18 protein-coding genes and 3 pseudogenes are annotated in these 22,741 nt (G+C 55.0%); 6 read left to right on the forward strand and 15 right to left on the reverse strand.

Going from position 1 to position 22,741, the window contains the following annotated elements; genetic code table 11:
* The 7 genes and pseudogenes from VD17_RS25760 to VD17_RS25790 form a co-directional block, all read right to left on the reverse strand.
* Nucleotides 1–400: pseudogene (locus VD17_RS25760) on the reverse strand (diguanylate cyclase); the annotation flags it as partial.
* 369 nt (nt 401–769) lie between these two features.
* Nucleotides 770–4,171, reverse strand: a complete 3,402-nt coding sequence (locus tag VD17_RS31290) for a bifunctional diguanylate cyclase/phosphodiesterase (RefSeq protein ID WP_185753224.1) — start codon at nt 4,169–4,171, stop codon at nt 770–772.
* A 432-nt stretch (nt 4,172–4,603) separates the two neighbouring features.
* Nucleotides 4,604–5,866 carry an OprD family porin gene (locus VD17_RS25770; RefSeq protein WP_046056287.1) on the reverse strand — a complete coding sequence of 421 codons (1,263 nt, stop codon included), beginning with the start codon at nt 5,864–5,866 and terminating at the stop codon, nt 4,604–4,606.
* Between the two features lie 142 nt (nt 5,867–6,008).
* Nucleotides 6,009–7,661: an AMP-binding protein gene (locus VD17_RS25775; RefSeq protein ID WP_046056288.1), complete on the reverse strand. Its 1,653-nt coding sequence runs from the start codon at nt 7,659–7,661 to the stop codon at nt 6,009–6,011.
* Nucleotides 7,658–8,395 carry a nitroreductase gene (locus VD17_RS25780; RefSeq protein ID WP_046056289.1) on the reverse strand — a complete coding sequence of 246 codons (738 nt, stop codon included), beginning with the start codon at nt 8,393–8,395 and terminating at the stop codon, nt 7,658–7,660. The genes VD17_RS25775 and VD17_RS25780 overlap by 4 nt, the downstream gene beginning before the upstream one ends.
* A gap of 62 nt (nt 8,396–8,457) precedes the next feature.
* Complete coding sequence (locus VD17_RS25785) at nt 8,458–9,804, reverse strand: MFS transporter (RefSeq protein ID WP_046056290.1); 1,347 nt, start codon at nt 9,802–9,804, stop codon at nt 8,458–8,460.
* A 242-nt stretch (nt 9,805–10,046) separates the two neighbouring features.
* Nucleotides 10,047–11,063, reverse strand: a complete 1,017-nt coding sequence (locus tag VD17_RS25790; protein ID WP_046056291.1) for an AraC family transcriptional regulator — start codon at nt 11,061–11,063, stop codon at nt 10,047–10,049.
* 258 nt (nt 11,064–11,321) lie between these two features.
* On the opposite strand from VD17_RS25790, the gene VD17_RS25795 reads away from it, so the two are divergent.
* Nucleotides 11,322–11,948, forward strand: coding sequence for a hypothetical protein (locus VD17_RS25795; RefSeq protein ID WP_046056292.1), 627 nt, complete (start codon nt 11,322–11,324; stop codon nt 11,946–11,948).
* A gap of 283 nt (nt 11,949–12,231) precedes the next feature.
* Here the strand turns inward: VD17_RS25795 and VD17_RS25800 are convergent, their stop codons facing one another.
* The 3 genes and pseudogenes from VD17_RS25800 to VD17_RS31865 all read right to left on the reverse strand — a co-directional run.
* Entirely contained in the window at nt 12,232–12,660 is a 429-nt protein-coding gene (locus VD17_RS25800; protein WP_046056293.1) for a hypothetical protein, read from the reverse strand.
* A gap of 191 nt (nt 12,661–12,851) precedes the next feature.
* Nucleotides 12,852–12,929 (reverse strand): annotated as a pseudogene (locus VD17_RS32740) (hypothetical protein); the annotation flags it as partial.
* A 3-nt stretch (nt 12,930–12,932) separates the two neighbouring features.
* A pseudogene (locus VD17_RS31865) lies at nt 12,933–13,133 on the reverse strand (FAS1-like dehydratase domain-containing protein); the annotation flags it as partial.
* 77 nt (nt 13,134–13,210) lie between these two features.
* Between VD17_RS31865 and VD17_RS25805 the strand changes: the two are divergent.
* Together VD17_RS25805 and VD17_RS25810 are read left to right on the forward strand one after the other, a co-directional pair.
* Nucleotides 13,211–14,248, forward strand: a complete 1,038-nt coding sequence (locus VD17_RS25805; protein WP_046056294.1) for a GGDEF domain-containing protein — start codon at nt 13,211–13,213, stop codon at nt 14,246–14,248.
* 352 nt (nt 14,249–14,600) lie between these two features.
* Nucleotides 14,601–16,055 (forward strand): TrkH family potassium uptake protein, encoded by a 1,455-nt coding sequence (locus tag VD17_RS25810; RefSeq protein ID WP_046056295.1) that lies wholly within the window; start codon nt 14,601–14,603, stop codon nt 16,053–16,055.
* A 232-nt stretch (nt 16,056–16,287) separates the two neighbouring features.
* Here the strand turns inward: VD17_RS25810 and VD17_RS25815 are convergent, their stop codons facing one another.
* Together VD17_RS25815 and VD17_RS25820 are read right to left on the reverse strand one after the other, a co-directional pair.
* Nucleotides 16,288–16,896 (reverse strand): trimeric intracellular cation channel family protein, encoded by a 609-nt coding sequence (locus VD17_RS25815; RefSeq protein WP_046056296.1) that lies wholly within the window; start codon nt 16,894–16,896, stop codon nt 16,288–16,290.
* A 387-nt stretch (nt 16,897–17,283) separates the two neighbouring features.
* Nucleotides 17,284–18,150, reverse strand: a complete 867-nt coding sequence (locus VD17_RS25820; RefSeq protein ID WP_046056297.1) for a patatin-like phospholipase family protein — start codon at nt 18,148–18,150, stop codon at nt 17,284–17,286.
* 230 nt (nt 18,151–18,380) lie between these two features.
* On the opposite strand from VD17_RS25820, the gene VD17_RS25825 reads away from it, so the two are divergent.
* The 3 genes from VD17_RS25825 (at nt 18,381) to VD17_RS32745 (ending at nt 20,064) form a co-directional block, all read left to right on the forward strand.
* Nucleotides 18,381–19,154: a ParA family protein gene (locus VD17_RS25825; RefSeq protein WP_046056298.1), complete on the forward strand. Its 774-nt coding sequence runs from the start codon at nt 18,381–18,383 to the stop codon at nt 19,152–19,154.
* Between the two features lie 167 nt (nt 19,155–19,321).
* Nucleotides 19,322–19,537, forward strand: a complete 216-nt coding sequence (locus VD17_RS25830; protein ID WP_046056299.1) for a hypothetical protein — start codon at nt 19,322–19,324, stop codon at nt 19,535–19,537.
* Nucleotides 19,538–19,932: 395 nt separating this feature from the next.
* On the forward strand, nt 19,933–20,064 hold the full coding sequence (locus tag VD17_RS32745; protein WP_259674593.1) for a hypothetical protein: 132 nt from the start codon (nt 19,933–19,935) through the stop codon (nt 20,062–20,064).
* 325 nt (nt 20,065–20,389) lie between these two features.
* Here the strand turns inward: VD17_RS32745 and VD17_RS31295 are convergent, their stop codons facing one another.
* The 3 genes from VD17_RS31295 to VD17_RS25845 form a co-directional block, all read right to left on the reverse strand.
* Nucleotides 20,390–20,776, reverse strand: coding sequence for a hypothetical protein (locus VD17_RS31295; RefSeq protein WP_052962739.1), 387 nt, complete (start codon nt 20,774–20,776; stop codon nt 20,390–20,392).
* Nucleotides 20,763–21,404, reverse strand: a complete 642-nt coding sequence (locus VD17_RS25840; RefSeq protein ID WP_046056300.1) for a dimethylsulfonioproprionate lyase family protein — start codon at nt 21,402–21,404, stop codon at nt 20,763–20,765. Before VD17_RS25840 ends, VD17_RS31295 begins: the two co-directional genes overlap by 14 nt.
* A gap of 137 nt (nt 21,405–21,541) precedes the next feature.
* Nucleotides 21,542–22,693 (reverse strand): MFS transporter, encoded by a 1,152-nt coding sequence (locus VD17_RS25845; RefSeq protein WP_046056301.1) that lies wholly within the window; start codon nt 22,691–22,693, stop codon nt 21,542–21,544.
* Between the last annotated feature and the right edge of the window lie 48 nt (nt 22,694–22,741).

Consider the following 22,741-nt stretch of genomic DNA (forward strand, 5'->3'; position numbering starts at 1 on the left):
CGGGATTCCGTGAAGAACCAATAAAAAGCCCGTGCAACTGGGGCATTATTTTGGATTGCTGAACCAATAGTTTGTGGATGCGAGGGACGTTGATGCTCTGTAAGCCGTCGCCTTCCACCCGCTCACCAAGCGCAGCGGTCAGGACATCTACTTGCCGAATGGTATCTTCCGCGTGTTGAGCCGTCGCACGCGTAAGATTCGTCACGGAGTCGCGGGCAGATGCAAAGGCTGAACGATAGTCGCGCCACGTCCGCCAACCCTCCACGGCCACGAATGCGACAATTACCACCAGCATGAAGCTCACTGTGAGTTGGAACGTTGCTCCAGCCTGCACAGCTTTCGCAGGGTAGGGTTCAGTGGAGCTGTCGGCCTTGTGTGTTGACTGTTTGCGTCCGAGCATCTAGTTGTCCTTTTACGACTGATCTGCACACGCCCTCTGGATGCATGCGGTTAGTGCGTTATGGAAAGGTAGCAATCAACATAGGGTGTATGGGTGACCTGATACCTTTTCGTGCAGCCATTAGATCATCGATCAAGCGTAGGCGCGTATTCGCACTCAGCGATGGATTGTACATTGTTCATGAAAACCACCTCTCTATCTGAACAGCATTTTGACAGTGCTTCTATGAGGGTTTCGGTTTCATCGTGCTGTAGCGCGAGGAGGAGAAATTGTAGAGCTGCCCGGACTCGGGGATGGGATTGGACGGAGTCCTGCAACAATAGGGTTGCGCCGGAATCCGGTTCATGGATTTAGCGAGTAGGTAAAATTTCACGAAGTTGATTTCTTATCTAACCAGGATTCGAAATCTACTGCCGGCATCGGACGTCCATAAAGATAACCTTGTCCCTGGTCGCATCCTATTTCCTTCAGAAAAGTGTTTTGTTCGATTGTCTCTACACCTTCTGCAATGATTTTGAAGCCAAGAGCATGTCCTAGCGCCACGATCGTCTTGGTGATGGCGACATCACTTTTGTCAGAAGGCAAATCAGAAATAAAGGACCGATCAATTTTCAGGCTATTGATGGGTAATAGTTTGAGGTAAGCCAAGGATGAATATCCCGTACCGAAATCATCAATGGCCGTTGTTATCCCAAGGCTTTGTAGTGCGCTCAAGACCTCTCTGGAATGCTCCGGGCTCGCCATCATCAAGCTTTCAGTCACTTCTACCTCTAAGACAGTTGCAGGCAGGTCATATTCTTCTAACGCGCTCCTGAGTGTTTCGACATAGTCGCTTCGATCAATTTGTAACGCCGCTACGTTTACCGCGATGACACCGTGCGGAATGCCCAGGTCAGTCCATCGCCTGATATCGCTGCAGACCCTGTCGATAACGTGCTCGCCAATTTGAATGATCAATCCTGTACTTTCCGCCAAGGGAATAAAATCGGCAGGGGATACCAAACCATGAATTGGATCGCGCCAGCGAACGAGCGCTTCTGCCCCTGCGACTTCATTGTTTGAGAGATTGATTTTTGGTTGATACCAGACTTCGAACTCGTGATTAAGCACCGCTCTTCTCAAGAAGCGCTCGCTGTTCATTCTTTCTTGAGCTCGCAAGGTCATTTCAGGCTGGTAGAAGCGATAGTCATTGCGTCCGCTTTCTTTAGCTCCATACATTGCCGTATCGGCTTGCCTAAGCAGCTGCTCAGGCGTTTCGGCATCATAAGGCGCGACCGAAATTCCAATGCTGGCAGTCAGAAGGGTCGAAACCCCCTTTAAGTCGAAAGGCTCCTGGAGGGACAGGAGGAGCTTCTTCGCAATGATGATGGCATCCGTGGGGTCAGTCAGGTTATTCAGAATCAAAGCAAACTCGTCGCCCCCTAAACGAGAAACAGTATCCTCTGATCGTACACACGATAGGAATCGAGTCGCTGCCTGCTGTAGAAGCAAGTCCCCCATTGAATGGCCCAGGCTGTCGTTTACCGTTTTAAAGCCATCAAGATCCAATACAACCACGGCCAGCGCTTGGTTGTAACTCAACGACAGGTCAAGCGAGTGCTGCAACCTTTCATGGAACAGCGATCTGTTAGGTAATGCTGTCACTGGATCGTAATGCGACATGCGTTCAAGATCAGACTGCGATTGATTGATTGCTGAAATGTCAGAAAACACAGCCACGTAATGAGTCAGTTTTCCCGCATCGTTGTGGACGGTGTTAATGGTCAGCCATTCAGGATACATTTCTCCATCTTTTCTTCGATTCCAGAGTTCCCCACGCCAAAAACCGGTCAATTTCAGGCTTTTAAGTATGTTGCGGTAAAACGCGTTGTCTTGTTTTTCGGTCATCAGAATGCTTGGTTTGAGTCCTATCGACTCTTCTGCATTAAATCCTGTGATTTTTGTGAAGGCAGCGTTAACAGACAGTATGTGGCCACGTGCGTTAGTGATGATCACGCCGTCAGCCGTGTGATCTAAGACGATGCCTGCGAGGCGAAGTTGCTCGGTGTTTTGTTTGATTCCTGTAATGTCCGTGGAAATCCCCAAGATCCCTGTGGGTTGCCCGTCAGTTCCTCTTAGCACGCACTTGGTTGTCAAGTAAGTTTGTGTCTTTCCATTTTTTTTGAGCTGATCCTCAAAGCGAAGAATGCCCCCGGTCGAAAGGACTTTTTTATCGTTTTTGCGCAGGATCCTGGCTTCTTCAACGGGTAGGTGTTCTTCGCGTGACTTGCCTTCCATCTCCTCAAATGTAAAGCCGGCAGCCTGTTCAAACATGTGGTTACAGAGCCGAAGTTTTCCTTCGATGTCATAGACGTAAATGAGAGAGGGGGCGTTATCGACGATATCCAGTAGTAGTGCTTTTTGGGTGAGTAACGCGTCCTCAGCTTCTTTCCGATCGGAAATGTCGCGTACCACCGCGTAAATCATAGGCTTGCCTGACAGGGTCACCGTACAGAGTGTTATTTCGGCAGGAAAGACAGTCCCATCAGCTCGTTTGTGCAGCCACTCGAAGCGATGAACGCCGTTTTCCAGAGCCGTTTCCAGCATTGCTTGAGCTTTGATCTCCGTTGCTTGGCCATCGCCCTGCAACGTAGGCGAGATGTCGGTTGCCTTGACCCTGTGGAGCGACGCTAAATCCTGAAAACCGAAGACCTTTATTGCCGCAGCGTTCGCATCGGTACAAATGCCTCCTCGACCCAGGATGCAGATTGGATCGGGTGAGCGTTCGAAAAGGGCGCGGAAGCGAGCCTCACTTTGCGTCAGAGATAATTCGGCGGCCTGGCGCTCTTCGATTTCTTTGGTAAGTTCGGTATGACGTTGACGGATCACCCTGTGGCTTTTACTGAGCTGTGCTGCGAAATAGGTAAAAAATCCCGTGCAGGTGAGGGCAAAAAGAAAGAGAGGGGATTTTACGAGGGGGCTGGCCGGCCATCCATTTTTAGGTAATGCGGCAAGTTGCCAGGTGCCACCAGGCACGTCGACAGCAGTGGTTATCGCTTCTTTCAGAAAAATCTGAGAGTCACCAAAAATCATCCCCCCTTTGGCACCGGATCCATCTTGACCGCGTAGGGCTACCTGCAGACTGGTAGTTTGATTCATCCCGCCAGCGTCGAGTAGCTGGTCCACATCGGCAACGACAGAAGCGCTGCCCCAATACTGGCCTTCACCTCCAGAATCGCCGACAAAGACCGGGCGACGATGGATGAATGCTCTACCTCCTTGAACCAACTCAACAGGCCCGGCTAAAAGTGGGGCTTTTGTTTCGTGAGACCGCAAAACCGCTCCATATTGAGTGGGTATTTTGCGGTAGTCCAAGCCTAAAACTCCCTCGTTTCCTTTGAGGGGAAAGACGTTGCGCACCACATCGTTGGGAGCAAGCGCGATGTGGTGGATATGGGGTTGTGATGCCATTGCCTGCTTCGACATTCCGTCGAAGTGCTCAGAAGTAATCCCTCCATCCAGCGTCAGTAGCTGTGCGATACCCTCTGTCACATCAAAGGTAGAGCGAATTTCGCTCTCAAGATGTGCCCGCACGTTAGCTAATTGGGAAATGACCTGGGCTTTCGCTTCGTGTGATTCCTCTCGTACTTGCAAGGTACCAAGGGTTACGGAAAGCACGATCCCGGTTAGCAAAATACTGGTTGGCAAAACGAGCGTGCGCCACGAACTTTGGCGCCCTTCGGCTGTTGCGGCTCGATCTGATTTTGCGCTTCCCGATCGTGATTTTTCCAAAACGTCAGTCCCTGGATTCGGTCATTGAAATAGCACGGTTTAATCGCTGGCGTCCTCTGCATCTCGCTCCAGGGTAAAGTTAGCCTGTTGAAGAGGAGGGTGATGGCTAAATTGCCAAAATCTCAATGAAAGAATTTCGACAATGGGCGCTGTTAGGGCGAGGACGCTGGCCTAGTGTGGACGTGCATCACTATGCACGATAAATCATACGGCACGTTCAGGTGGAGGCGAATCGGAACGACCCAGCGTATCGTCAGTGCATGCGCCAGGAATAAAGCTCACATCCCGTCGGGCTATAGCGAAACTGATCGCACAGCTGCGAAGTGACATGGTGGTTTGCAAAACAAATTTGCGTGACGAAGCGAGGGATTGCGAGGTCACGCCCATAGCCGCACGCAGTATCTGAGTGCGGCCATCGATCAGAGAGGTCATTCAGAACTTGAAGGTGTATCGAAAGATCAGACGATTTTCGTTGGCACTGTCGGCGTAGGTGGAGCGATTCGTGGAGTTGCGCCACTGTGCCGAGACGTTCTTGAGCGGGCCACTTTGTACGGTGTAAGTGATGTCGGAGACGCGCTCCCACTCCTTGCCATCCTGCCCTAGAGATCGCAAGTTGGCAGCCTGGGATGTTCCCAAACGTGCAGGGTCTACTTCGTCGCCTTTTACATACTTCAGGCCCAGGGTCAGGCCGGGCAAGCCGACGGCTGCGAAATCAAGATCGTACCGTGCGATCCAGACGCGCTCGTTCGGTGCTGTAAAGGTACTGACCAGCGATTCGCCGAACAGATAGGTATCAGCACCATTGACCATGGCGAACGACGTATCGCCCCAGGCTTTCTGGAAGCCGACGCCGAACGTGTGGCCGCTCTGACGGTAGGAGAACATCGTACTGAGCGTTCGGTTGTCCACTTCACCCAGGCTTTCATCTCCTGTTTCATTGGCAGAAAAATAGCGAACGTCGGAGATCACCGATCCGGTTCCCAGCGGTTGTTCGAACTTCAAACCGAAGAAGTTAGAGCGGTAGAGGTCTTCCAGCTCAGCCACATGATAACTGAGCGAAAGTTGCGGCATCGCTTTGTAGTCAAAGGCCAGATAAGTGTAGTGATCGGCCTGTACCGGCTTGTAGCCGAACGTGGTCAGGGATTCAAAGTCCGTCGAGTTACGCTGCTTCACGGCATTAATGCGTAAAGCACTGAAGGTCAAAGGTTCGAGGTCTTTAGAGATCAGCATTCCACCGCGGAACACCTGTGGGAGCAGGCGGCTGTTGTTGCTGGATAACAGGGGCAGTACGGGATTGAGACCACCGATGCGTAGTTCGCCGCGCCCCAGGCGAGCCTTGGCGGTTGGAATGAGCTTGCTGTACTCGTCATTCACATTGCGCTGCGAATCAAAAGCCAGCAGGCCGGAACCGGTCCGGTCGGGACTGGAATCCAGTTTGACCCCGAGCAGGCCGAGCGCATCGACGCCAAAGCCCAGCGTGCCCTCGGTGAAGCCCGACTGCACGTTCAAGATGAAACCTTGGCCCCATTCATCGCGTTTGGATTGGCTGGCGCCGTCGTTGCGAAAGTCACGGTTGTAATAAAAGTTGCGCAATTCAAGGCTTGATTGCGTGTCACCGATGAAGTCTGCAAAGGCGTTGGGGGCCGCGCACGTGAACACGATTGTCGAGAACGACGTCATGCGTTTTTTTGACATGTCTAATGCACCATTTGTTGTTGTTTTTGGTGTCTGCAGCGCGCACATCTCCCTGAAAGAGCGACGCGGCTGCGCTCCGCACGTTGATTAATGTGTGGGTGTCAGTTGTGTAGGGGCAGCGTGATCCGGGATCACACCGGTGTTAGCCGCTTGAAGCCAATCGCACGATGGCTTCCCGACTGCCGGCCTGTTGGCGAAGAATGAACTTCTGGATTTTTCCGGTGGCCGTTTTCGGAAGCTCCATGAAGATCACCCGGCTTGGGCACTTGTAACGGGCCAGGCGTGTCTGGCAATACGCGATGAGTTCCGCTTCTGTAGGGGAGAGGGCTTCGCTTTTCAGTTCGATAAAAGCGCAGGGCACTTCGCCCCATTTATCGTCCGGCTGCGCGACCACGGCGGCATGAAGTACTGCCGTATGACCATGGAGAATGTCTTCGATTTCGACCGAAGAGATGTTTTCACCGCCCGAAATGATGACGTCCTTGCAGCGGTCGGTGATCTGCATGTAACCATCTGCATGAACCACCGCGACGTCACCGGTATGAAACCAGCCGCCCTCGAATGCCTTTTGCGTGGCGGTCTGGTTTTTCAGGTAGCCCATCATCACGGTATTGCCTCGCAGCAGCAGTTCGCCGGTGGTCTGGCCATCATGGGGGACGGGTTGTAGCGTTTGCGGGTCCGCGACCATCAACCCTTCAAATGCTGCAGCACGTGCGCCTTGTCGAACACGCATTTTCGCTTTCTCTCGATCGGGGAGCTCATCCCATCCGTCCTGCCACACGCAGCTGATCGGCGTGCCCGCCACTTCAGTGATGCCATACACATGGTCAACCTGGAAACCCATCGATACCACCGCGTCCAGCACAGTTGCAGGTGGCGGGGAACCTGCCGTCAATACGCGAACCGAGTGGGGCAGCGCGGGGGAGTCGGATGCATTGGCGATCATGCCCATCACCGTGGGTGCCGCGCAGAAATGATCAACCTGGTGTTTGGCAATCGCGTCGAACACCGTTTCTGCCGATACCTTGCGCAGGCACACATGAGTGCCGGCCGCAGCCGTGATCGCCCATGTAAAGCACCAGCCGTTGGCGTGGAACATGGGTAATGTCCACAGGTATCGAGGCGCTTGCGGGAGCGACCAATTGGTCATCTGTAACAGGCTCATCAAGTAGGTGCCACGGTGGCTGACTACCACGCCTTTCGGGTCTCCGGTGGTGCCCGAGGTGTAATTGAGGGCAATAGGTTGCCACTCGGTACTCGGCCATAGCCCTTCGAAATTCTCGTCGCCCTCGGCGAGCAGTGTTTCGTAGTCGGGCACCTGTGAGTCGGCACACACGGCGGCCAAGTGATCGCGAATGTTGATCACTGCCGGGCGGCATTCGAGTCGCTCAAGTGCCGCGCAGGTAACGGCCATGTATTCACAATCGACCAGCAGCAACTTGCATTCGCTGTGACGCAAAATAAACGCAATGCCTTCGGCGTCCAGGCGATGGTTGATCGTGTTGAGGATGGCGCCCGATAACGGAATCCCGAAATGCGCTTCGATCATCGCCGGCGTGTTGGGCGAGATGATGGAGACCGTATCGCCTGGGAGCACCCCTCTGCCTACCAGCGCCGATGCAAGCCGGTAGCAGCGCTCGCGGGTTTGCGCCCAAGTCCTCTGCAGCTCGCCATGGACAATGGCGACGCGTTCGGGGTGAACCAGTGCGGCTCTATCCAAAAAGCCGAGGGGTGTCAGCGGGACATGGTTCGCCGGACTCTGATCGAGTCCGTGAGCGTAGGCACCAGTAATCATGGACAGGTCTCCTTATTATTATGAAAAACGGCGAAAGCGCTGACCGGCTCACGGGCCGTGACCAGCGTGTTTTCAATGGACGCGGGATCGGCGTAGCCAAGGCTCATGCCGCACACCAGCATTTGCCCGGCTGGAATGCCCAGAACCTCTGAAACGACTGTGTGATATTTGAGAAATGCAGCCTGCGGGCACGTGTGCAAGCCTCGACCGCGGGCCGCCACCATCACGCTTTGCAGGAACATGCCGTAATCCAGGAGGCTGCCCTGCTCAAGCACTTTGTCCAGCGTAAACAGCAGGCCTACCGGTGCATCGAAGAACCGGTAGTTGCGTCCGTGCTGTTGGTGCATGCGTTGTTTGTCACCCTTGGCGATCCCCAGCAGCCCGTAGAGATCCCAACCCACTTTGCGCCTGCGATCAACGTAGGGTATGACCCACTCACGCGGGTAGTATTCGTAGGGATCTTGCATCTCGCTACTGAGCTGCGGATCGTTGTCGATGGCTTCGATCGCCACCGACAGACGTTCCTTCACGTCGCCGGTGACGACGTGAACGCGCCACGGTTGCATGTTGACCCCCGAGGCACTGAAGCGTGCGATGTCCAGAATCGCTTCGATTTCTTCACGCGACACGGCCGTCGGCAGGAAGGCTCTGACACTGCGACGTGAGGCGATTGCCCAGTCGACAGTGCGCTTTAATTCTTGCGCTGACAGCGGCGGTAGTGACAAGCGATTCAAGGGACACATCCTTCAACTGATTGGAGTCAGACGACAACGAGATCTGGACTACAGACGGTCGATCAGCGAGACAACGCTGGCGCTTTGCTGACCTGTGTGGAATCCGCCCGTGCCTGGTTTACACACGTGACCGCCAAGGCACCCATAAGGCCTGCGAGTGCGATCACCATGAAGTTCTGTTCGAGTGGTAAGGCCAGCGAGACGAGCCAGCCGATCAGCACTGGCGCAATGATTGCGCCGATACGGCCGACACCGGATGCGAAGCCCACGCCCGTGGAACGGATTGAGGTCGGGTAGAAATCGCCCGCATAGGCGTAGGCAATCAATTGAGTGCCGAGGGTGGAGGCGCCGACAATGAAGACGACCACGAACAACAACTCGGTCGAGCGTGTGTAGCCCATCACGGTCAGTGCCACCGCGCCGACCACGTAGAATGAAACCAGCACATATTTGATGTTGAACTTGTCGCTGAGCCATCCGCCTCCGAGCGCACCGACAATCGCACCTACGTTGAAAACGATGACAAAATTGAGCGCCGAACCCAGGCTGTGGCCTGACATAGCCATCAGTTTGGTCAACCATGAATTGAGCGCGTAGACCATGAACAGTCCAGTCATGAACGCTGCCCAGATCATCACCGTGCTGAAGCCGCGGCCTTCGCTGAACAGCCCTTTGATCGGAGTGTTGAGCGAGGCTTCGCTCTCGGCAGGATTACCCGCCAGCACCGCCTGGCTGTCCAATGGATAAGAGGGACTGATCCTTTTGATGAGGACTCGCAGTTCTTGCTGGCGGCCCTGTTTGAGCAAGAACGCCATCGACTCCGGCATGGTCTTCAAGATAAACGGGATCAACAGCACGGGGAGGCCGGCGACGTAAAAGACGGACTGCCAACCGTGACTTTCGATCAGTTGCTTGCCGGTGAGTGCGACCAGAATGCCGCCCACGGAGTATCCTGCAAAGACTAAGGTCACCAGCCGGGTACGAAGTTTCGCTGGCGAGAACTCACCCATTTGCGCGGTCACGATCGGCAGAACGCCACCGATTCCCAGTCCGGCGATGAAGCGGGCGATGCTAAAGCTGATCGGGTCGCTGGTGAGCCCTGCAGCCGCCGTGAACAGGCTGAACAACGCAACGCAGATGGCGATCATTTTAGGTCGGCCGATTCGGTCGGCCAACGTCCCCAGAAAGATGGCGCCAAGCATCGTTCCCAACAATGCCGAGCCGGCCATGATGCCTGCGCTGGTGGGGTCGATACCCATGTCCTGCATGATGGCGGGCAATGCAGCGCCAACAACGGCGAGGTCATAGCCGTCGATGACCAATATCAGCACGCACCAGAAAAGAATCAGCCGATGGAAGCTGTTGAATGTTGATTCGCCTGCGAGCGTATAGACGTTCACTGATTGCATATCGTGTCTCCTTCGATTTTATTTTTTTTGGTGAAGTGCACTTGCCTGCATACATCGAGATAGCCGCGGTTTCCTGGCCATTCTAGGTAGACGATTTTGGGCAGCCCATGCCTGGGCGCGCCAACTTGTGTGAGCTGTTTGGGCATGTTTGAAGAGCGCGCGCGGTTGCCAGGAAAGCGGGTTCCTGGCCGGCGTTTATCGAGCGGGGAAGGGGGGCGGTGCGTCGTTTCGGTAAAGCGACACTACTCGTCTGAATGGTTGCGCCGATAGGCGCCAGGGTTGACCCCCGTCCACTTTTTGAATGCGCGGTGGAAAGCGCTGGTTTCCTGAAATCCGGTTTGTGCCGCGACTTCGGTCACCGTCAGGTCGCCACGCGAGAGCAAGTCGATGGCCATGTCGCGACGTAAATCATCCTTGAGGTTTTGATAATGAGTGCCTTCTGCTTGCAGCCGGCGCTGCAGGGTAGAGTTGGACATGCAAAGCACCAGCGCCAGCTCGTCCCTTTCTGGCCACTTGTCCGGGCTCAGCCCTCGCAAGCGTCGTCTTATCTGCGCACTGATACTGTCGTCGTTACGGTATTTGACCAAAAGGCTGGCGGGGGACTCTTTCAGAAAAGTGCTGAGACTGGCGGGCGTCTGTGCAATTTTCATGTCCAGGAACTTCTTGTCGAAGATGACCTGGGTCATTCGGGCATCGTATTGAATCGCTTCACAAAAACGCATTCGGTAGTCGCTTTCATCGGCAGGCCTTGGGGCGCGGAAACTGAGCGCCAGCAATGGAATACGCTGGTTGACCAGCCAGCACGCCAAGCCATGGACCAGGATAAACCAGGTGCCATAAGCGAACAGACGCCGCAAGCTCCCGTGATCTTGCAGGATGATCAAGGCGTGATCTTCCTTGGTGTGTAATTCACCATGGAGATCATCGAGAACCAGCCGCAGGAACGAAAGCATTCGCTGTAGAGCCTGGCCCAGCGTGTCGCAATCAAGAAGGGCATGGCACATCAGTTTGAAGCTGCCACGTCGCATTGGATGACTGTCGATACCGAAGAACTCGTCATCCAGCAGGTCCGCCAACTCGACCCACAGACGAGCGAATGAACTGGCAGAAACCCTTGCTCGCGGGGCGTCCAGCAGTTGAGGGTCGATGTCGGCTTTCTCTAATGCAAATGCCACCTCGATGTCTCGTTGCCTGGCGCTGTAGAGGGCTTCGTGCACCAGTGCGATTGACGTGGTTCCTTTGTCCTGGGATGTCGCCATGAGTGCTCCGTGAATGGACGGCGGTGCTCGATCCGTCAGGTCGGTTCGCTGCCTCGCCATGCATTAGCTATTTTCAGCTTACCCTGCCTGTTTAATCCAGCTGTTCAGATCGGTAGCGTTCCAGGCGATATCCAGGCCCTTATTCAGGGCGGCCCACGCCAGCTCCCCTCGCTCAAGGCTGGGTGGATACCTGCATAAGTCACACGGATGCCTGTAGGCTTACAGGAGCATGATGCATTTTGCGGAGCAGTCAGAACGATGATTTTAGTTGTCGACGGTATCAGCGCTAGCGGGAAAACCACCTGGTGCGAAAAGCATGGAGGGCAACATGTCATTCCTGAAAATGGACGTTTTAAGGACGAGCCGGATCGACTACAAGCCCCAGTCGGAGCGGCAACCTTCTGGGCAGAGCGAAACGTAGATCGCTGGCAGGCAGCGCTCGCCATGGAAGAAATGTCTTCGTGGGCTTTGTGCGACAGCGACCCCCTCAAGCTCCACTACATTTGGAGCCTCTGGCAGATCGGCGAGGCAAGCGAACGCGACTGGCGATTGGAGTTGGCGGCTACACGAGAAACGATAGCCCAAAGGCGGATTGGCTTCGCTGACTATTACATTGTCGGCAGCATCGATCCGCAGCTCGCGCGGCAGCGTGCTCAAGCAGACACGAACCGCCGACGGGGTAGATTCGAGCTACACGTGCGCCTCCAAACCGCTCTTTTGAACTGGTACTCGGCCATCGAAAAGGTACTTCCCGGCCGAGTGCGATTCGGTTTTCCTTCAGAAATGCCGACCTTGAAAAGCCTTGATGGAAGATATGCGGTAGCGGCCTTTGATCAAATGATCGCATCGCTCCCACAACCTACTCACACCGCTTGGCGAGACTGAGCCTTATATAGCAGTGGAAGGCGGATAGATGTGAGAGCGAAGTAAAGATGTGTTAGCCATCCGCTTACTCTCTACTGACCAGCCGGCGCAAAAAGCCCCCTGGGGGGCTTGGACAAACCCTTTGGGCGATACACCATCGATAGCCATTTGGCTTGAAGGCGGCATCCCCAATGGCGCAAATCCAGGTCATCGGTATAACGAGGTGGAAAAACGCCACGCTGTGTTGGTTTCAACACTTACGGTCGACGGTGTGGCGTGCGAAACAGGCTGGAACTGTCTGGGCTCAACGTCGATATTCAACGTAGGGGCCCAGGTAAAAACCTTGCGTATCCCAGCTGATTCGATAAATCACTTCCTTCCCTGGCTTGATGTTGGACGCGACAGTTTTGATCGCGGCGCCAGCACATAATCCAGACTCGGCGAGCCCGGTACCGAGATTCACTTCACCGGCAGGCAAAATGAAAGATGCTTTTTGCCCTGGACCTATCTTGGCTGCGCGCTGACCATCAATGTAGAGCACGGCGTCACATCCCGCACCGACAAACACGTCATCCCGAAAAACGGTCAGGCGTCCCGAATCTTTCGTACCCTGGTCTTTGAGTGCATACATCTTATCGGCAGGAACTGGCCGTGCTTCAGAAACCGACATAGGTGATGTTGCGCAACCGCCCAAGGCCAGCAAGAGCGCCCCCACTGCGATAATCCTTTGCATGATTATTCTCTCCTGGAAAAGGGCGAATGTATCACTGCCATGGATTTACATTTTCTCTTCGGAGTAAAAATCCGGTGCTGATCACAGCGCTGCCGGCGATCATTCGACCGTAGAGCAGCCGCACACAACCACCTGGACGCAGGTATTTACGGCTCCGTTGAAGCTTTAGGTGGTTGGTTTTTCGGTGTAAAGAAGCGCTCCAGGTTACCCCTGGCCTGTTCCTTGAGGTTTTCTTGCACGGCATCTTCCAGGTCGACAATGACCCTGTCCCAGACTGTTACGATCAATGGACCATGCACCACCAAACCCGGGTAGCCTTCCGTCTCGGTGACATAAGGCCACTCATAGTGAATTCGATGGCCATTGAAGGTTCGGCGGAATAGCAGGGTCGGGGAAGGCTCGACCTGTTTCTGCCATTGGCCTTCAGGGAGCGCTTCGGTGCCGCTCAGTTTGGGTGGGGAGGGTTCGCGGTAGGGTGGTCGTTTGTCAGATGCATGGTTAAGCGACTCTTGCTGTATATTCGGCAAAAATAAACAACGACAGTGACGTTATGAGCCAATCAGAGAAGCGGGCGACTGCCCTGGCGCTATATCCAGAGGACACCCGCGAGGCGGCGGCCCTGCTGAAGCAAGCTATACCTCTGATGGTGCGTCACAATATCCCGCCCAACCCGGTGCACTATGCCCTCTGGTACACCTACAGCAAAGGCCTGGATCCAGAACTCAATCGCCACCTGGACAGGGTTGTCAAAGACTTCGACAGTTTCCCTCCGGAATCCGCTGCGAAGCTTTTTCGCGACTACATCATTCGCAGCGAATTGGAGGACGCCCGCGCCGGGCAGCAACAAGCGATCAATCTGGTTGACGACATGGAGCGCGACGTCTCGTGTAGCGTGAACGGTAGTCTCAACTTTCAGGCCAGCCTTGGGCACTGCCTGGAAATGCTTGAGGAGCCGGTTAGCAAAGGGTTGCCCAGCATACTTAGCGAGCTGCAACAGAGCACCAAGATCATGCAGGATCAGCAAGAGCTTTTCCTCTCCCAGCTGCACGCGGCTCAACATGAGATTAAAAGCCTGCGAGACAAGCTGGAACGCACCCAGCTGGCCGCGACGCTGGACGGTCTGACTCAGGTACTCAACCGAGACACCTTCACTCGGTTGCTGGGGCAAGCGCTGAGCAACGCCCCACAGGGTGTGGCTCTGGTCATGCTGGATATTGATCACTTCAAGCAATTCAATGACCAGTACGGGCACCCGTTAGGCGACCGTGTACTCCAACATGTCGGTCAGGTGCTACTCAACTCACTGTCACCCAAAGCCATGGCGGCGCGTTATGGCGGTGAAGAGTTCTGCGTGATCCTGCAGGAGTGCCCCGATATCACCAGTGCCCATGTTTTCGCTGAGCAGCTGCGTCTGAAAATCCAGTCGTTGCGGATCAAGGCTCGTGGCACCGACAAGGTGCTCGACACTATCACTGCGTCCTTTGGTGTCGCTCTCGCCAAAACGGGTGACAACCTGGAGAGCCTCCTGACTCGCGCCGATGATGCGCTTTACCAAGCCAAGCGTAACGGGCGCAATCGAGTGAACTGAAAAATAGCCTATATCGATTATTTACCTGGATGGAGTGGGTTACTTGGCAGCATTGCCAGGGCGGTGCTTGCTGTATCGCTGCCGCTTGATCCACATGGGCTTGCTGGCGAATCAGATCGTCCTGCTGCTCGGCCAGTTGAGCCGTACCTTCAGACGTTCGACTCGACGCTCTACAGCGACTCGATCAATGGCTGCATCAGCGACCTCGATGCGTTTTTTGCGCTTGCCGCGGTTCAGCGTTCGCGCAGATAGCTAATGACGATCAGATGAACTCAGTTCCACCGGTGAGTTTTACGGGCAGCCATGTTGAGTCAATTGATACTTTGCGGCGCTCATCAAACAGGCGTTTTTTATGTCCATTGCAGTACTGCGGCTTATTGGATTTATCCTGGGTGTTTTTTTGATCACGTTGGCCGTGAGCATGGTGATTCCCATGGTTACACTGCTGGCTTATGACCGCAGTGATGATCTGTCGGCGTTTCTCTGGTCGAGCCTGACCACCTTCGTCTGTGGGCTGATGCTGATTGTTCGCGGGCGTCCAGAGGTTGCCCAACTTCGTCCACGAGATATGTACCTGTTGACCACGGCCAGTTGGGTTGTCGTCTGCGCCTTTGCGGCTTTGCCGATGGTGCTCATCCATCACATCAGCTACACCGATGCATTTTTTGAAACAATGTCCGGTATCACCACTACGGGCTCGACGATTTTGACGGGGCTGGATACCGCGTCTCCAGGATTACTGATTTGGCGCTCGATGCTGCACTGGCTGGGGGGAATTGGTTTTATCGGCATGGCTGTGGCGATTTTGCCTTTGTTGCGAGTCGGCGGCATGCGTTTGTTTCAGACAGAATCTTCAGACTGGTCAGAGAAAGTGACACCACGCTCTCACATCGCGGCCAAGTATATTCTGGTGCTCTACCTCGGGCTGACCGGGGTGTCCACTCTGGCGCTATGGATCGCGGGAATGACGCCTTTCGAAGCGATCAATCATGCGATGTCATTTATTTCAACCGGCGGCTTTTCAACCTCGGATGCATCCCTGGCGCACTGGCCTCAACCGGCTATTCATTGGGTATCCGTGGTCGTCATGATTCTCGGCAGCCTGCCTTTTACCTTGTATGTCGCCACACTACGGGGCAACAAAAGTGCGTTATTAAAAGACCATCAGGTGCGAGGGTTCATTGGTTTTCTGGTGATCACGTGGCTGCTATTTGGTACGTGGTTGTGCTTTAACAGTGACTACAGCTGGTGGGAAGCGTTTCGTATCGTGGCCGTCAATGTAACCTCGGTGGTCACCACCACGGGATTGGCCCTCGGGGATTACACCTTATGGGGCAGCTTTTCTGTCTTGCTGTTTTTCTATTTGACCTTTGTCGGCGGTTGCTCCGGGTCTACGGCGGGGGGACTCAAGATTTTCCGCTTTCAAGTAGCCTCTTCATTGCTGATGGGCAGCCTGAAACAACTGATTCATCCTCGTGCGGTGATTCGGAAAAAATACAACGGCCATCCCATCGACGAAGACATCGCGCGCTCGCTCTTGACCTTTTCATTCTTTTTCACCATCACCATCGGTGGCATTGCCTTGGGGTTGGCGCTGATCGGTCTTGATTGGACGACTGCCTTAAGCGGTGCAGCCACCGCAGTATGCAACGTTGGTCCCGGGCTGGGCACGATCATTGGTCCCGCGGGCAATTTCTCGACCTTGCCAGATGCCGCAAAATGGTTGCTGACGGTCGGCATGCTCTTGGGACGGCTGGAAATTTTGACCGTGCTGGTGCTGCTCACACCCGTCTTTTGGAGGTACTGATTGGGTTGGTAGGATCGCGTTTTTTGATACCCGCCCGCCGTGGATGGAAAGCTGATATCCAGGCGCTCCTTAGTTTAGTCACCTGTCCACGCACATGCTGGCAGGACAGGCATTCGTAGAATGCGAGTGATGATTCTGGATGATGACCCTTGGATATCAGATCTTTGCCGCTACCATCCGCGTAGCGCTGCCAGATCTCAAGAGCCCCGACAGTGCCGTTTTTCCGGACGAATTATCCCTGCTTGGTAGAGAAAATCGCTGGCATTTGAAGATGCAGGTAAATGGCCAAAAACCTCAGGCCAAAAGTGAAAATTAAAGCGATCCAACCGGCGACCCAGACCGACGGGAACAGGTTGCGCAACACGACGTAGAGGGTGCACCCCAACAAGATCGGCGTAGCGTATATCTCTCGTGACATCAACAGCGAAACTCTTCCAGCCAGGACATCGCGTGCTATACCACCTCCAATGCTGGTCAGCACTCCCATCATCACCGCCAAAGGCGCGGCAAGGTGCAATGCCAGCACTTTTTCAGTAGCAGCCAGCCCAAACAGTGCTGCGGCCAAACCATCGAGATAGAGCAACAGGCGGTAACGTCGTTGTAATCGTTGGGTTAGAAAAAACGCAAGCAGGGCGGCGAGCAACGCAGCCCAAATGTAATTGAAATCTGCAATCCAGAAGATCGGTAAATCCAGCAGCAGATCCCGTAGGGTGCCACCACCAATTGCGGTGATGATGCCAAGCACCACAGCGCCGAACAAATCGACATCGGCTTTTTGGATAGCCAACACGCCGGTTATTGAGAATACGGCAATGCCTAGCATCTCCTGAAAATAAAGCATCCTGTGTTCCTTTCTCAGGTTACCCAACACCCAACTATGTTGAGACAGTAGCCCAAGATGGAGAAATCGCTTTTTTGGGCAGATGGGCCCGGCTTCTCCAGTTAGGTGCGACCTCTTTCTCAGGAGGGTGTTGGATTAGGGGACGGATGTGTGTGCCGTGCGCAACACTCTGCAGCACCTGGGAGATCTCGCGGGTGGTAGGAGGGGGGATTCATCTCGATCAAGCCTCCAGTGGCTGGAAATTGATCGCGGCTTTCCCGGTGATGTAGTGCTCACGGGACACTCGGCATAGGTCGACATCCAAGTGGGGCATGCTCAACCTCTCCAGGTACTCTCGCAATACTGCACGGAGTGTTGAGGGCCTCTTTTATCGGTAACTCACATCACTCAATGCTCATGGGCATGTGAATGGATGGTCAGGGCACCGGGTACCTTGGTGCGTTCGAGCCCTCCACCTTCCAGCCACTGGAGGGTCTGCTCATAGGCGCGCTGCAGCAAAGACTCGGTCTGGTCAAAGTTGAACACCGAGACATCCACAGGGCACAAGGGCGGGACGATGTGCAGGCTGGTGAGCGTGCGGAAGTGTTCGATGTCGCTCACCAGTTGGCGCATGCTCATCAGATTGACGGTGTGCAGGGCTAAGGCGACCAGGCCTCGGGGCGGTTGTGTCAGGGCGCAACTCACCCCGGTAGGGATGACCACGACGTTGGTGGCTCCCAAGGCTACGGCAGTCGAAATAGGTGTATTGCTTGCCACGCCGCCGTCAACCAGGAACTGATCGGCGATTTGTACGCATGGGAACACCAGTGGGATGGCAGCGCTGGCCAGTAACGCCTGCTCAAGTTCGCCACTGGACAGAACCGTCTCGGCGCCACTGAGCAGGTCGGTGGTGACGATGTACAGGGGCAACGCCGCATCCTCAATGCGGTGGATGGGTAATGCCTGATCCAGCAGTCGCTTCAAAGCCGCCGGCTGCAACAGAAAGCCTCGCCGTTTGATCAGTCCTCTACAGGTATCGAACCAGGAGAGGGGAAAGATGTCAGTTTTACACAGACCCCGCCAGAATCCGGCGAGCGCCTCGACGCCATCGGAATCGGGCCTTGCGGCAAAGTAGGCCCCGTTGATAGCGCCTACCGAAGCGCCAACCACCATATCGCATCGAACATTGGCCTCAACCAGGGCCCGCAACATGCCCACCTGCACCGCACCCAAACTGCCGCCGCCAGCGAATACGATTGCGGTTTTGGTCGCCATGATGGAAGTCTCGGTGCGCAAATGTACCGATTTAGTGTAGCTGACGGAATAGCGTTACTTGCGGGTGCTCGCCACATGCTCGAGCCGTCGCATCGCCAGGCCATCCCTCTAGCTCAGCCCTTCCGTCAATCGCAGTCGTAAAACTGAAACATTACGGTCATAGAATTGACATGACTTATTACACCTTCTTTCAGTCGGCCTTTGGCCTTTTTCATGGATGAGCAAGCCCCATGCGTCGTGTTGTATTCAATCAGAAAGGGGGCGTTGGAAAATCCAGCATTGCCTGCAATCTTGCCGCCGCGAGTGCTGCCGAAGGCTACCGAACGCTGCTGGTTGATCTCGATCCTCAGGCAAATTCGACACACTATCTCACGGGCCTGATCAACGAGAGCATCCCTTCGGGCATCGCCGATTTTTTCAAACAAACACTATCCGGCGGCTTCGAAGGTAGAAGGAGTCGCGTGGTCATAACTGAGACCTCTTACGACAACCTTCACTTGGTGACTGCGAGCCCTGAGCTGTCAGACCTCCAGTCAAAACTCGAGTCCAGATACAAGATCAATAAGCTGCGCAAGCTACTGGTTGAACTGTCCGAGGATTATGAGCGCATCTATATCGATACACCTCCGTCACTCAACTTCTACACATTCAGTGCCCTGGTGGCTGCGGACAGTTTGCTGATCCCATTCGATTGCGACAGTTTTTCTCGCCAGGCGCTGTATCGCGTGATCGCGCAGGTAGAGGAGCTACGTCTTGATCACAATGAATCACTGAAAGTAGAGGGGGTGGTGGTCAACCAGTTCACCGGGCATACCGGCTTGCACCAAAATCTCGTTGATGAGCTGTTGGCCGAAGGTTTACCTGTGCTGCCGGTGTACCTAAGCAGCTCCGTCAAGATGCGCGAATCTCACGAGGTTTCAGTACCCATCATTCATTTGGCCCCTCGGCATAAGCTTTCTCGGGAGTTTTTTGGTTTGCTGGATGCTCTGGAACGAGCCGCTTAGCTTCATCAATCACGGGTTGCAACAAGCGTAATCGACCCCCTCAGGTTGTCCCTCCAGCTAGCGTCAAATGAGCCGGAGCCGGTGATTCAAGCCAGTTCGTGCAGCTGAAATACTGACGAAACATTCTGGCCATATGATTCGCGTCACTGAAATCCAGGGAGCTGGAGATGAATCGACCATTAAGAAGCATGCGCAAACTGCTCGACTCCGTCGCCAATAACAATGAGGTTGCGGCGCTCGATATGATGCGCGCAGCAGAGCAGCTCCAAGACGAAGTGCTACGCCAACGGTTGCTCAACATGATTCACCGACTCAACCAGGACGCTATTGACTTACGAATGGCGCGTGACGATATCCAGGGCGGAGCCATAAAGCTCGCGTGATTCGGTCTCGGAGGCGTTCCTTGGTCAGTCTGCCGCGCTTGCCTGTCGGGCCAAGGGACCCGTCCCGAGCTATCCCGGTGGGCCAGCGGGGTAGGTGGGTAGACGTTCATCATCGTCCATCGGCTCGCGCACTGATTTATGTATCACTCCGGTTTCAGCATCCGCACGCATCTGATAGGAGTGACAAATTGCTGACTCGGCCCGACAAAGACGCGCTACGTGCGATGCTCGAATCGCAAGTACAAGAAAAGCTACAGCACGACCCTGACGCGGTTACGACTTATGCAGCACAGCCTGAACGGGGTGCATGCCCGGGATGATTCCGTAATCGACAGGAACGCAGGCAGTGAGAGAGTACCCGGCCGATCCTCAGCCGTTGGCACGTCGAAGGTTGCATGAACTGCCAGACGCACCTGGAAACCAAGGCCACCTTCAAGCTGCCACTCAACGCCGATAACTCGGCGATTGACGACGACAGTATCGAAGTGGAAGTACAGACCCGTGACACGGTCCTGACACGGTCCTGAAGCGGCCAAATGCGGCAGGTCTGCTCAGCGCAGCCTCTGCGGACGCGCCCCTGTGTTGTCGGAGATCTTCGCTTTCATCCCCTTCGGACTACTAAACGCTGAGCGTCGGGGCCGTGTGGCTCGTTCGGGAATGGCGGCACTGATCGAATTGTCTTTTCTTCGGGGCGCGAGCAATCGCACCGATCAAAGAGATCGCCAAATATATCGTCCACCGAGATCACGCCTGACGCTAACGGACGCTGGAACTCGCCACTCGCCACTCGCCAGGGCAGTAGGTCGGTAGTCCACATAGAGCTGGCCGCGAATCAGGACATCGTTATCAGCTTCACGCATGTGTGCCCGGTGCAACCTGGGCGCCACGGATCAACGGCTGGTCGCTCATGGTTGCGGCGCAGCTAACTTCAGCCGCAGGTAATGCCGCGTCGAGATCATCGACAACAGTAAGTTCAACACCGGGTATTTGAAGGTCGGCAGCCAGTTTCTCTGCGCGAGATCTACTGCGGTTCCAGATACGAACCTGGCGCAATGACGGTCTCAATGCGGTGAATGCCTCGATGAGTGAGCCTGCCATGTCACCGGTACCTGCTACCAGGGGCTCCAGACTCAGATCGGCGATGACGGGGGGCGGTTCTCTATGTGCCTGGGTGACTGCGGTACATAAGCTTGGATAGTCGAGCAGTTTGCTGATTGTCGGTGCATCAATCCACTGCATAAGAAAGTTCCCAAAGTGCCAGCAACGGCTTGTCGGTTGACCTCATGGAATGGACAGCGGAGGGTGGGTTGAACACTACGCCGCCTGGCTCGGGATTCCACCAGCCGACATCTTCTCGGTACCAGTGACCTTCCGATAAAACGACATAAAACTCTGCAGGTGGATGCTTGTGGTACGGATAGCAAAGTTCGGGCTCCATGACCGCCAACCCCACTGTCATAGTCGAACATTCAAGCAGTGCGCCCTTGCCGAGAATCAGCGCATGTCGGTGCTTTTCTTCGAAAGCAGCATCGTCCCCTTCTGAAGCGGATCGCCTTATCCAGCGACTGCTGGACAGCAGGGCCTCAAGAGCCGACAGCAGAATCTTGAAGTCCCGTTCCGTTCGGGGAGCATCAGCCAATGCCTGCGTTACCGTGGGTTCCAGGCAAGCGGGCAGGGAGGCGCCCGAGAAGGGAGGCAAGCCGATGTCCAGGTGCGCATTGCTCAATGAGCGAACACAGATTTCTGCATCCACGCCATCAACACCACTCACTTGAGAATGCCGGGCCAGGATTCGCACAAGTGCCTCCCGCATCACCACTCCCTGTATCAGGAGTTCTTGTTCCGACATCTGTGGGTACAACTGCATGACGTTTTACCTCTTGTACATACTTGGCAGGTCCCTTTGATAATTCAGTGATACATCCTTCGTGATTTCTCCAGGCTTTCTGAACGACTGAGCCCGTTCACAATGGGCAATGCAGAAATTACGTCTGAAAAGATCCGTTAATTTCGAAGTAATCGAGCTGTCGCACTGACAAAAACCAGCAGAACACTTACGCAGCCAAGAGCGAATGACAAGGTACTCAGATGGGCGACCGCCCCGATAAATACGGGACCTATCAGGATCCCCGCGTAGCCCATCGAGATCACAGCAGGGATGGCTACCGCCTGTGGCATACGTTGCTGGCGGCCTACAGCAGTAAAGAGCACAGGGACAATGTTTGAGCATCCAGCACCGACCAGAGCGTAGCCAATCAGGGACGCGGCCCAGCCGTCGATTCCAAGCGACACGATCATGCCTGCGGCTGCGCAGAGTCCGCCAAGCGCAACGACGCGCACGCCACCTAGTTTGCTGACGATGGCATCTCCTGTCAGGCGGCCCACCGTCATCGCAGCGGCGAAGGATGCGTAGCCCAAGCCGGCGATGCTCGGCTCTAACCCTCGGCTCGAGACCAGGAAAACCGCGCTCCAGTCGAGGATTGCGCCTTCAGTGAGGAAGACGATGAAACAGAGCGCCCCTAAGAACAGCACGATGCCCCTGGGCACCGCGAACATGGGTCCACCCCGTTCAGTGCCATAAGTCAGAAAAGCAGGCGCTGCCTTGTAAAGTGCTCCCAAAACGGTGGCAACGATGCAGAGCGCAGCAATCAACGGATGCAGGCCCAAGGTCAGAAGAGCGGTCATCGCCCCGGCGCCCAATATGCCTCCGACGCTGTAAAGGCCATGGAAGCCGGATTGAAGTGCCTGGCCGCTGTTTTTCTCGACGATGACGGACTGTATGTTCATGGCGCAATCAAGCATCCCCATGCTGGCACCGAAGATAATGACAGCGATGACCAGGCCCGGTAGCCACACTACGGTGCTCAACAGCGGAAGAACGGCACACAAGACAATCGTCGCCCAGATGACGACCGGGCGGCATCCATAGTGTGCAGTGAGATAACCTGCGAAAGGCATGGCCACAATAGATCCACCGCCCAGGCCAAGCAGCAGCAACCCCAGGCCACCATCGTCCAGGCCGGCGCGGGCTTTCACCAATGGGACCAGAGGCGCCCATGCGGACATGAGTAAACCCGCGATAAGGAAGGCGATGCGAGTAGACATCCGCTCGCTGTAGTTAGCCGTGGGTACCAACACCGGCGATGGAGCATTCATAATTCTCGGTAATCCTTATCGATGATGCTAGCCATCGTTTGTTCGGCT

Origin of the sequence: Pseudomonas fluorescens, assembly GCF_000968015.1 — a bacterium.
Classification (GTDB): domain Bacteria; phylum Pseudomonadota; class Gammaproteobacteria; order Pseudomonadales; family Pseudomonadaceae; genus Aquipseudomonas; species Aquipseudomonas fluorescens_W.